This window comes from Thalassotalea psychrophila (assembly GCF_031583595.1).
Classification (GTDB): Bacteria; Pseudomonadota; Gammaproteobacteria; order Enterobacterales; family Alteromonadaceae; genus Thalassotalea_A; species Thalassotalea_A psychrophila.
Window position 1 is genome coordinate 1,265,602 of sequence record NZ_CP134145.1, and the last position, 12,158, is coordinate 1,277,759.

The 12,158-nt window shown below is 36.5% G+C and carries 7 protein-coding genes; 5 read left to right on the forward strand and 2 right to left on the reverse strand.

The window, feature by feature from the left end; all coding sequences use genetic code 11:
• Window positions 1-106: 106 nt before the first annotated feature.
• Entirely contained in the window at window positions 107-973 is an 867-nt protein-coding gene (locus tag RGQ13_RS05420; protein WP_348392546.1) for a prohibitin family protein, read from the reverse strand.
• Between the two features lie 235 nt (window positions 974-1,208).
• Here RGQ13_RS05420 and RGQ13_RS05425 point away from each other — a divergent pair, with 235 nt between their 5' ends.
• The 4 genes from RGQ13_RS05425 (at window position 1,209) to RGQ13_RS05440 (ending at window position 9,634) form a co-directional block, all read left to right on the forward strand.
• A complete protein-coding gene (locus tag RGQ13_RS05425; protein ID WP_348392547.1) occupies window positions 1,209-4,013 on the forward strand; it encodes an ATP-binding protein in 2,805 nt (934 codons plus the stop codon).
• A 210-nt stretch (window positions 4,014-4,223) separates the two neighbouring features.
• Window positions 4,224-6,569: a hypothetical protein gene (locus tag RGQ13_RS05430; protein WP_348392548.1), complete on the forward strand. Its 2,346-nt coding sequence runs from the start codon at window positions 4,224-4,226 to the stop codon at window positions 6,567-6,569.
• A 433-nt stretch (window positions 6,570-7,002) separates the two neighbouring features.
• Window positions 7,003-7,608 (forward strand): phosphatase PAP2 family protein, encoded by a 606-nt coding sequence (locus RGQ13_RS05435; protein WP_348392549.1) that lies wholly within the window; start codon window positions 7,003-7,005, stop codon window positions 7,606-7,608.
• A gap of 232 nt (window positions 7,609-7,840) precedes the next feature.
• Window positions 7,841-9,634: a thiamine pyrophosphate-dependent enzyme gene (locus RGQ13_RS05440; protein ID WP_348392550.1), complete on the forward strand. Its 1,794-nt coding sequence runs from the start codon at window positions 7,841-7,843 to the stop codon at window positions 9,632-9,634.
• A 93-nt stretch (window positions 9,635-9,727) separates the two neighbouring features.
• On the opposite strand, the gene RGQ13_RS05445 is transcribed toward RGQ13_RS05440, so the two are convergent.
• On the reverse strand, window positions 9,728-11,200 hold the full coding sequence (locus RGQ13_RS05445) for a sigma-54-dependent transcriptional regulator (RefSeq protein WP_348392551.1): 1,473 nt from the start codon (window positions 11,198-11,200) through the stop codon (window positions 9,728-9,730).
• A 200-nt stretch (window positions 11,201-11,400) separates the two neighbouring features.
• Here RGQ13_RS05445 and RGQ13_RS05450 point away from each other — a divergent pair, with 200 nt between their 5' ends.
• Window positions 11,401-12,150, forward strand: a complete 750-nt coding sequence (locus tag RGQ13_RS05450; RefSeq protein ID WP_348392552.1) for a hypothetical protein — start codon at window positions 11,401-11,403, stop codon at window positions 12,148-12,150.
• Window positions 12,151-12,158: the final 8 nt, after the last annotated feature.

The following is a 12,158-nucleotide window of genomic DNA, read 5'->3' on the forward strand; positions in this document are numbered from 1 at the left end:
AGTATAAATACCTATGTTTCGCTGAGTGTATCACTCAGCGATAGATAAAAATCAAACAAAATACACGCTAATATCCTACTAAGGTATAGCATATTAGCGCTTAAACTTATTTGGTTCGCATATCTAGAATGGGCATGTTTTGCCCACCAAGCATTGTTGCTGGTAGTTTGCCATCCCAATTTTGTGCTTCAGTTAATTTTACAATTAAAGGGTTATCGCCAAGGGCTTTAGCTTTTGCCGTTATGGCTTCAGCTTCAGCTAGACCTTTAAGTTTTATTGCTTTGGCCTCTGCTATTGCAACAAGCTCTATACCATCAGCTTGTGCTTTAGATGTATTAACAGCGCGTTGAGCTTCAAGGTTTTGTCGAGCTAATTTATGTTCTTCAGCTGCGGCTAAGTTTTTCTCGGTTTGTTTTGTTTCAATCGAAGTTAGGTACTTAGCAGGAAGTTGGATATTTTCAATTTGAATATTATCAACACTAACTGGAAAATCTTTCATTTCTTCAATAAAGTTCGCTTCTATACCTTGTATTGCACTGGCTCTATCTTGTATGAGTTGTTCAGCGTTATATTTTGGAATAACATCTTTTGTTGCTGATCTAAATCTAGGATCTAGAATTCTTGATTCAAATTGCGATAAACCACCATATTGACGAAATAAATCTAACGCAGCAGATTTATCCACAGTCCAGTTTACTGATACTATAATTGTTACCGGCATTTGCTCTTTAGTACTCGATAACATTTTTTCTTCATTTTTACGCGTTCTAACTTCGATTTCTTCAACACTGTCAATAAGAGGCACTTTAAAGTGCAATCCTGGGTTTACTTGCTCTTTCGCTTCACTGAAACGTTTCACTATGCCTATGTGTCCTTCATTTACTGTATATACTGAGCCGAATAAAGCAATGGCCGCAACTACAGCGCCTGCAACACTTTTTAATGGGATATTGAATTTTTTTACTTCTTTCATGGTTTAACCTTATTGTAGTTAACCTCAGCTCGGGAATGAGTGCTTGAGGTTATTTGTAACTTTCCAATGTTATTTTTCCGCATTAGCTTAACATGCTGAATAAAGTAATTTACATCCCGGCAACCATTTATTTTCATCTGTAGTTTTTTTAAACGCCATTAAATGTTATAACAGTCCTCTACCGCATTATTATGCTGAAAATAATAACAAATAAGCTCATAATTTTAGGTTACTCATGAACAGTAAGTCGCTTTTATCCTCATTGCTTTTTTTATTTATTGTAATGGTTATCAAACCAGCACAAGCAGATATTGCCGATTTCAATATATTTATTGAAAACGTAAAAAAAATTGAAGATAAAAAACAAGCAAATCTAAAGTTACAAAACGCTCTTTCAACATTAACCGCATCTTCTAAGCAATCCATAAGCCTATATACAGAAATCGCTTTTAATCATTTCTCATTAGGTGATTTAAATAGTTCGATTAGCACTATCAATATTGCAAAAGTCGTTGCCGTAGAAAATAACTTGCCGCAAGCAATTGCTGATGCAGATAAACTTGTTGGCGTATTCAATTATTACAAAGGAGACTTTCCCAAAGCACTTTCGGCTTATCAACAGTCCTTAGAGTTTTATTTAGGCACTGATGAGTTAATTAAGCAGGCACATTTATACAACAATATTGGCTTAGTGCAAAATAGCACTGGGGATACCCGCGGTGCATTAAAGTCATATCGATTAGCCGAAGCAATTTATCAAGAACATGGCAGTAGGGTAGATAAGATTGACATTCGCTTTAATATTTCAGGCTTATTTATAGCATTAAGGCGCTTTGATAAAGCGATTGAAATTCTGCCTCAAATTATAAAAGAACGTAGCGAATTAGATGATCAAGCAGGGTTAGCACTTGCTTATAGTGACTTAGGGGTAGTTTATAAAGGAGCAGGAAAGTTTGAATTGGCTGAGCAAAATACATTAAAAGCTTTAGCATATTACGAGCGCCAAAATGAAGGCTATCATATTGCCACACAGCACAATAACCTCGCAGATTTATACAATCGAACGGGTAGGATAGATAAGGCTATTAAGTTTGGTAAATCATGTGTGCAATTAAGTGAAAAATTTGGACACCAAAAATCCCTTGGCAATTGCTACTATGAATTATCAAGGGGATATTTTTATAAAGGTGATTATCAACAATCCTTAGCCTTTAATGATTTATCAAACTATATCGCAGTATCTGTCCAACAAAAGGTATTAATGAATGATAATTTGGCCATGTATGCATTAATTCATGCCGCAAAAAATAAACCTAGAGAAGCAATTAATACGTACCAACAATTTCAAAATGAAAAAGATAAGGATGCTAATCAAGCGCTCAACGAAGAGCTCGCTATATTTGAGTCTAAACAATTAGCTCAACAAGTTAAGCAACTACAGCAAGCAAAAGAGCTACACCTTTTACAAAGCTCACAAAACGAGTTGACCCGAAACTTTATCATTGTTGCTTTTTTGCTCATGCTAGGTATTGTGTTTTTCTTCTATCGTCGTAAAAAAGAGTTAAGCACCAAAAAGCTATTAGCTACACAAGTTAAAGAACGCACCTTTGAACTTGAGCAGACTACAAAGCAACTCAAGCTAGCAAATAAAATTAAAAGCCAGTTTTTGGCTAATATGAGCCATGAAATTCGCACACCTTTAACCGCTGTACTAGGACAATCGGATGCCATTATCAATGGGGAGGTCGAACCGGTTGATTTAAGCCAAGAAATAAAGATCATCCAGTCTAACAGCCTGCACCTTTTACAAATCGTTAATGACATTCTCGATATTAGTAAAATTGAAGCTGAGAAGTTGGAACTAGATATAAATGCGCATGATATTAGTGAGCTTTGTAATGGTTTAACGAACATGTTTACTGAACAAGCTAAAAAGAAACAATTAAAGTTTAAAGTTACCAATAACTTACCTATGCCATGCGCGGTTAATGTAGATTATTTACGCTTGAATCAAATTTTAATAAACCTTTGTTCTAATGCCATTAAATTTACTCAGCAAGGTGACATTCTTGTCGATATTAGCTTGGCAAATAATAGCCTAATATTTACCGTTTCAGACACTGGTATTGGCATGAATAAACAACAGTTAACCAAAGTGTTTGATAGTTTTGTTCAAGGTGATAACAGCATTAATAGACGTTTTGGCGGTACAGGGCTCGGGTTATTTTTATCTGGTCAATTAGCGTCTATGATGAAAGGTGAAATTAGCGTACAAAGTGCATATAAAAAAGGTAGTACTTTCACTTTTACTCTGCCATATTCGCCTGCGGATATAGCTTTTGTAAAACAAAAACAACAACCAATAGAAACAAATACAAAGCTTAAAGGTAAAATTTTATTAGCGGAAGATCATGCTGATAACCTAAAGTTAATTACTCGTTTGCTATCTCATCTTGGATTAGATGTTATTACCGCAGAAAATGGGCTTCAAGCTATAGAACAATACTTTATTCATCAGCCAGAGCTTATATTGTTAGATATTCAAATGCCTGAAATGGATGGGATCGAAGCGTTAAATAAGTTGCGACAGCAGGGGTGTGAAGTACCTATTCTTGCTTTAACCGCTAATGCTATGGCCCATGAAATAAGAGAATATTTACAACAAGGTTTTGATGGCCACCTTAAAAAACCGATAGAGCGTGATGTGTTCATAAGTACTGTTAGTCATTACTTTAACAGTGATATAAATGCTCAGGAATTTGAAAACACCTTTAATGACGTTGATATTTCTGACCTTGTTACAGCGTTTAAAGCCGATTTAAGTAAAGATAAAACATCACTCATTAAATATCATCAAGAACATGACTTTAAACAATTTTTGCATCTGGTACATAGACTTGCAGGCGCCGCTGCTATGTTTGGTTTTCAAAAAGTATCTGACATTGCGGTTGAATTAGAAACTCAGTTAATCGCAGAAGATAGTGAAAAAATAGATTCATTATTAAAACGAATTATTTTTGAAATTGAGCAAGTTGACTAACTAAAAACCTTCTTGTTTATAAATATTAAACAAGAATATTTTATCCTCCATGCAATTAATTACTTCATAAAATTGCATAATATATCATCAGATTGCGTTTTTAACTGATTTGTAAAAGTTAATCTTTAATTCAACTAAGCTAAAGGACTACAAAAAAAATATCTGTAGCAAAGGGCTGTAGCTTACAGAATGATATTAAGGAATAATTTAATGAACTACACCATCAAAGTGTTAACTTCTTTATTTGTGATCTTGTTTCTGTTGGCTGGTTGTGAAGGTGATGAACCTACACCTGAAAACATAGCCGCCCATCTTAACGGTACAGAAGCCCCCTCTGCTAACGAAACCTCTACTACAGAAGACCCCGTTATAACGACGGTAGAAGAAGTCATTAGTTTCGACGTTGCTATAGCTGATAGTGAGGGTGTTGAAACTTTAAATGTAGTAACTGGTAGTCCTGTTGTTGTAAGTGCAACCTTACTTATTGATGAACAGCCGCAAGCTGGGGTATTAGTTGCTTTTTCCATGCAATATAATCTCGGTGTATTAGACCCTGTTATAGGTACAGTGTTAACCAACGAAAATGGTGTAGCAGCTATTATACTCAGTGCGGGTGACCAAGCCGGTGCAGATACAATAACAGCCACAGGTGGTGGCTTATCGGCGAATATGAATTTTTCAGTTAGCGCTGAAACAACTAACGTATCAATGTCTGCAGCCACTGCTTCACCTGTATCTATTAGCGCCACAGGTACCTCAACGGTTAATGTAACGATCAATGATGTTGATAATGCAACATCATATAACGAACCAGTCGCTGTCAATTTTACTTCTGTTTGTGTGCAAGCTGGACTCGCGACAATTGAATCACCAGTTGTTAGTGTTAATGGCACGGTAACTTCAACGTATAAAGATATTGCTTGTGGACAAGCAGATACTGTAGAAGTAAATACCAAAGTTGGTAGTCAACTGCTTAGTTCTAGCGTGGTTATTGATGTTCAAGATGCCACTGCTGGCAGCATCAACTTTATTGGTGCATCTAACGAATTTATTGCCTTACAAGGTACCGGTGGTAGTGGTGGTGGAGTCACTCGCAGCGAAACTTCAGTACTAACTTTTCAAGTACTCGATGTAACGGGTAATCCTGCAGCTTACGAAGAGGTGATGTTCGAATTATCATCGCAAGTAGGTAATATTTCTTTAAATTATGAAAGCGCACAAACCAATGGTGATGGGTTTGTCGATATTATTGTGCAATCTGGACATGTGGCTTCAACCATAAGAGTTATTGCCACATTAGCGTCTAATACTGATTTATCGACAGTTTCAGATTTACTGGTTATTTCATCTGGTGTTGCAGATCAAAATAGTTTTAGTTTATCTGTTTCTAACTTTAACCCAGAAGGCTGGACCATTGATGGTTTAAAAGTAGCTGTTAATGCCTATGCTGCGGATCATTTTAATAATCCCGTTCCTGATGGCACTGCAATTGCGTTTACTACCGAGTTTGGTCAAATAGAACCTGCTTGTACAACCGTAAATGGTAGCTGTTCGGTTAATTGGACAAGCTCTAATCCAAGAACGCCAATACCTGAATTTAGAGACGATACTACTGTAACTCGCTGGCTAGGTGATGGTACTGCATGTTTGTCAGGTTTAGGTGTAGATACAGGATTTAATAGCCCGTTATTTGCGTTCCCATGTTTTTATAGTAATGCCACTGCCGCAACTGTTAATACCGCCACGAATCCTGGCGGACTTGGACAAGTTTATGGAAATAGAATATCTATACTTGCTCACTTAATGGGGGAAGAAAGTTTTGCTGATAGTAATGGTAATGGAGTATTTGATGCTGGCGAGGCATATAATGATATTGCCGCGGAAGCATTTAGAGACGATAACGAAGATGGCGTATTTGCTGGTCGCAGTGCTGATGGCGAGTTAGCCGCTGGTGCGCAAACAGCTATTGATGCTTGCGAATCGGCCTCTGGAGTTACATGTTTACAAGCTGGTGGTGATAACGAAGAATACGTTGACTTTAATAATGACGGCGTTTATCAAAGTTCAGGTAACCAATTATTAAATAGTGTACTTTGTCAGGATGAGGGCAATGGTTGTACTAAACAATTACTGCCTATATGGCAAAACATTACCATTTTACAAGCAGGATCGTTTGCCCATATCAGTGTTATCGAGTCAACTTTAGATCACAATGATAGAGCGGATTATTTTAATACCGTAAGTTTAACTTCAGGTACAAAATCGGTAACGGCCTATGTTGCAGATTTACATAACGGCCGCATGCCTTCGGGTACTCAAATAAGCTTTACCACTTCAGGTGCAGGCACCATTGTTGGCCCAAGCTCTTGTACAGTTTTAAACACAAGCGCTTACGGCTTTGAAGGGTGTTCAGTCGCTATCAAAGAAGATCCTGAAAATGAAGATGCTGTAAATGGTCCTTTGATTATTAAAGTTGTCACCCCTGGAGGCTTTATTACTGAGACTTCAATAATGATCACTGATGACGCAGATCCTGATGCTCCACCAGCACCATAATTGCAGAATATCGTTACTATAAAAATGCCCGCTAATTGCGGGCATTATTACTTCAGGGAAGAAGGAAAGCCAATCTAACGTGAAGTAATAAGGTTGCGTCTTCTTCGAGGATGGCGTCCGAATGAATTCGGACCAACCAGGTAGCTTTCATGGTTGGCGTGAATTTATTCGCGCGTTATGGCGTAGCCACTTCTTTCGAAAGTGCGTCATTTTCACCGGTGAATGAAAGCAAATAGCAACAATACATTTATGTATGTTGCTAGATCTTATTTGTATGGTTCATTAACATAAATAATTCATACATCAATAAAAGTACTGATAAATCAGTGCGTTAGGTTTTGTGCATGTTTGGAATAGATTTTGCTTTTATACAAAGACCACTGTGGTGAATTGAACATACCACTGTAATCTTTGAATGAAGGAGGCTGTACTCATGAGCATCATAAATGTCTTAATGCTACTAACTTTAGCGGTAATTATTATTCTAGGTGGTTATCAAGTGTATTTTTTTCCACAAAATCATCCTATTAGAAAAGCACTTGTTTATCCAAATAGGTTTGATGATTTAATTCCATTTAAACCGCACTTTATTTGGATTTATTCTTTTATTTATTATCCATTTATTGTTTCAATTGTATTGGCCGTAAACACTGTAAGTGAGTTTGTTTATGTCAGTATCAGTTTTCTAATTCTAATTTTTGTTCATGTGATCTTTTTCTTTTTATTTCCGGTAAGTACGCCAATAAACTGGCGGAACTACGACAAAGATAAAAATTTGAGTACTAAGTTTTTAAATTTTGTTCAAGGCTATGACAAAGCATCGAATTGTTTTCCAAGTATGCATGTAGCAATAGCAACATTATCGGCGGCGCATTTAACTTATCTATTGCCCCTGTACGGAATATACTTTTATTCAATTCCGCTGTTAATTACATTGAGTTGTTTATTCACCAAGCAGCATTACATATTGGATACTCTAGGAGGAGCAGTAACAGGCAAAGTGGCTTTCTCTTTATATCTGTTAGTGCAAGCAAGTTAAGATCGGCCGTTACGCTCTATTGTTTTCGATGTAGGTTGTGGGTGCTGTAAAGTAACAATGTAAAATATTCTTTCCAAATCGTTGAATGAATTGAAAAGTGTCTAAACGCTATTGTTTAACTTATTGATGCAGCGCAATCTTACAAATTTATTATCAACGAAACTACCCCCTGACGTTTAACATTTTGTGATCAAAATAATAACAATAAACGTTCACTAACTTAGGGGGAAACATGACTGATTTAAATAGACATTACCAAAATAATTTTGGCGAGCAGTACGCCAAATCTTTACCACAATTAGGAGATGCACTTGTTGAAGTGTTGCAGTTTTTTGGTTGCGATCAATTGTATGGAGTTGGTGGTGATTTTGCCGCAAATCTAATTGGCGCTCTAACTCCTGGCATTACTCTTTCGCCATCAAGTAACGAGATGCATGCTGGCTTCAATGCCTGTGGACATGCTGAAATTAATGGCATTGGCGCTGCACTCACCACCTATACGGTAGGAAGCTTGCCATGTACTAGTGCTGCGGCTTTAGCGATAACTGAAAAGTTACCAGTAATATTTATTTCAGGGGCGCCGGGCGAAAGTGAGATCTCAAACCATACAATACATCATACCGTAGCTTCTTCTTCAACTTGGCGGGCAAATTACGATTGTGCATTAGAGTCATTTCGAGCGCTAGGAATGAAAGCTGAACGTTTGCAAGGCTCTCGCTCAGCGGGGCAACCCAATATGGCCGCAGAACGTTTTTTTCAGCTAGTGACGCATGCCTATTTAAATAAAGAGCCTGTGTTTATTGAAATTCCAAGAGATTTGGTTGCTCAAAAAACGCAAGCCATTACCCTACCTGAAAACTTAACGCAGCTAAATTGTAATAATTTCGTTTTACAAGGTGAAGCTCTTATTGCCAACCATATACTGGAAAAGTTAAATGCAGCTAAAAATCCATTAGTGTTTATTGGCGAAAATGTAAAACTTAATAAACAACTGCGTTCACAATTAATGGAATTTTGTCATAAATATAATATTCCTTATGCGACTACCTGGTTAGCAAAAGGTTTATTTGATGAATTCGACCCTTTATCGCTTGGCACATACAACGGCGTATTCAGTTTGCCTGAAAACCGACATTATATCGAACATCAGGCTGATTATATTATTGAAGTAGATACCAGTATTCATGCTCAAGATACTAACTCAGCGTTTAATACCGGAACCCATCAAATAGACTCATTTGAAAACAAAACCACTATCAAAGGCACAGTACAAAACCAGCAAGAAATAATTAATATTTTTACTAATTTATTAACGGCAAATATTAAAAAGTTCGATATAAAACTGCCAGCAAAAGCAATAAAAGAATTTGATGAATCAGCAAAGTTTGATTTTCATAATCTTTCAGCAGTACTAAATAACATTCAAAGCAAAACTGATGAATCATTCGTTTACATTCCTGAAATTGGCAACTCATACTTTGCTTCTTATGGGCTAATTACTAAGCAAGCAGATATTGGTAGGAGTTGGGTTACTAATCCTTGGTATGCGGCCATGGGCACCAGCTTGCCTTATGCTAGATCGATTTGTAAGGAAATAAAGAAACAAGGTTCAGATGATGTTGCGGTGCTAATCACCGGTGATGGTGGCTTTCATTTTCAACTGAATGAGCTAATTCACTTGCAAAAAGACCAATCAAACTTAATTATAATTTACATGAGAAATGATATTTATCATCTTGGCAAAAGTGGTGAAGGAGAAATTTATCACTGTTCAACGCCTGACTTTGATGTGATCAAACTTGTTAGTGCCTATGGCGGCAGAGGCTATCATTGTGAAACTGTAGGTGAATTTACCCAAACATTTGAACAGGCAGTAAATGGAAATAAAGGTATAACTTTAATTGAAGTGCCTGCAGATACAGATCCTAAATATCAATGCCATGAAATCAAAATGTTAAATTTATATATTCAGGCAAAAAATGGTGTTCCTGCGGCAATGGAGCAATGGCAACAAATAAAACGTTAAGTAAGGCGTATCGTTACTACATTAAAATTTAACCAGTAAAACCAAATAAACACAGAGCTCAACTATTGGACTCTGTGTTTATTTGGTTTTTCATTATTCGCCAGTCACATGTTTTTTTACCGTTCGTCTGTCTAAGTTGGTCTTTAAAGCGACGGCTTCGTATGTATGAAGTTGTTCATATAAAATCTGACAATAGCGCTTGGTTAACTCTTTTAAGTCGGTATTAGAATCCGCCATAAGTTGCATAATATTGTCAACTTGGTTGTTCGATTGAACTCGAAGCGTATCGCCATGATAACTGCCTCTGAGGATAATTCTGCGAATGGCTTGTTCAAGCTCACGTACGTTACCTGGCCAATGATAATCTTTGCTTACGTGTTTGTTTAATGACTCTATAACTAATGAAACAATGTTTTCATCATCTTGATGACAAATACGTTTTACTAATTCTCTGGTTAATATAACCAACTCATTTGGAGACTCAGCCAAACGCTGTCTCAAGGTGGGGATTTCAATGATGTCTGAGCACAGGCGGTAATAAAAATCGTCTCTTAATTTATTATTTTGGCGAAGCTCTTGTAGAGGCTGGTTTGCCGCCGCAATTATTCTGCCATGAAACACTTCTGTTTTATGACTCCCCACAGGGGTAAACACACGCTCCTGCAGTACCTTTAATAGCTTTATTTGAATGTTCTCGCTAATGTCGCCAATTTCATCTAAAAACAACGAACCGTTAAGCTTACATTGGCTAAATAGCCCTTGGTATTGTTCAAATGCCCCAGTAAACGCACCTTTTTTATGACCGAATAACTCTGATTCAATTAAATTTTCTGAATATTGCGACAGGTTTGCTTCAACATAAATATCTTGAAAGTTATCTCGAAAACAACCCGTGCTTTTATCATATAAAATATGCCCAGATAACCCTATAGCTCTGGCAGCGGCACCTTTACCTGTACCGGTTTCACCTAATAAAAATAGTGAAAAGTCTTCCATTTGATTCCACAAACTTTGATGATAATTAGGTACATCAAAGGTGAATAGGTTATTCCATAACTCTACTCTTAGCTTGGCCATACTTGGGCTTTGTCCAACAAGGCCGTCGTTTATAAACAAATAGGCTCGCCTGAACTGGTAATAAAGCTCAAGCAAGCGCAATGATTCTTTTGCTGAAAAGCCACGTCGCTCCAATTGCACCAATATCTCTTGGCCTTTGGGGAAAGCTAGGCTGGCGTTTTCATTATCTGATTGATGATTTATAAATTCATCAAAGTCATCTACAAAGTTTAAATAGATGGCAACGATGTATGAAAAATAAATAAGCCTATTTTCCATCCCTTTAAAATCACTTAATTGTTTAAAGCCGCGCTTGTCGAGCTTATCAATGTTTTCATTAAGCAAAGGTTGCAGTTTTTTAAAAAAGTGAACCTTAGAGTCTTTTTCGGGAAAGTAATTTTTAGAAATAAGATCGCTTAAAATTTTCCGTTCATCAGTAAACGGGTTTGATAACACCGCACGGATGAATTTTGAAAAAAACGTATACTCTTCAGAAGTTAAATTTTGCATAGTTTCAACCAGACACTAAAATTAGACTAACAGGTAAAAGTGTAGTTTATATGTACAATTTTGTATGTTCGTATAATTTCATATATGCAATTAATATTTTAGGCGAATAAATTCAATGGGTTACATTAATGCATTTAATGGCATAAATACTGCTGTTTATATAGATATAGTTATTAACAGTCATTATTTTAAGGTTGGTTATGAATAAAAAGTATCTAATATTATCTATTTTCGCACTGGCAATATATTTATTAGTTGTGCCGCCTTTAGCACAAGATCTTCAGTATCATCAATTTGCTGATCAGCAAACACTATTGTTTATTCCAAATGCGCTTAATGTACTTTCAAATGCAGCATTTTTTATTGTCGGCTTAATTGGTATCACAGCACTATTAAATCAACCTGATAAATACTGCGACAAGAAAGTGTTGCCAAGTTATCAATTATTCTTCGTTGGCCTTATGCTGACATCACTGGGTTCAGGTTATTATCATTTAGAGCCAAACAACTTTACCTTGGTATTTGACCGATTAGCCATTGCCATAAGTTTTATGGCATTATTTACGGCGTTATTTGGTGAGCTAATATCTTTAAAACTAGCCAACAAAATGCTGATGCCATTAGTCGCTTTGGGAACTTTAGGCGTAGTTTATTGGGCTGTTTCTGAACAATATATGTATGGCGATATGCGTTTGTATCTATTAACTCAGTACCTGCCATTAGCGCTATTACCCTTCATGCTTATCAAATACAAATGGAGATATAGTCATCAATATTCATGTATATTTATTTTGTTGTTTTACGTACTTGCCAAGTTTACTGAGGTTTATGATCAACCTATTATGGAATTAACCGGTGGAATTAGTGGCCATACAATTAAGCATTTATTGGCAGCATTGTCAGGTTATTGGGTGTATTGGTTGTTGAAAAATAGGAAGGTAAAAAATTAATACAACAA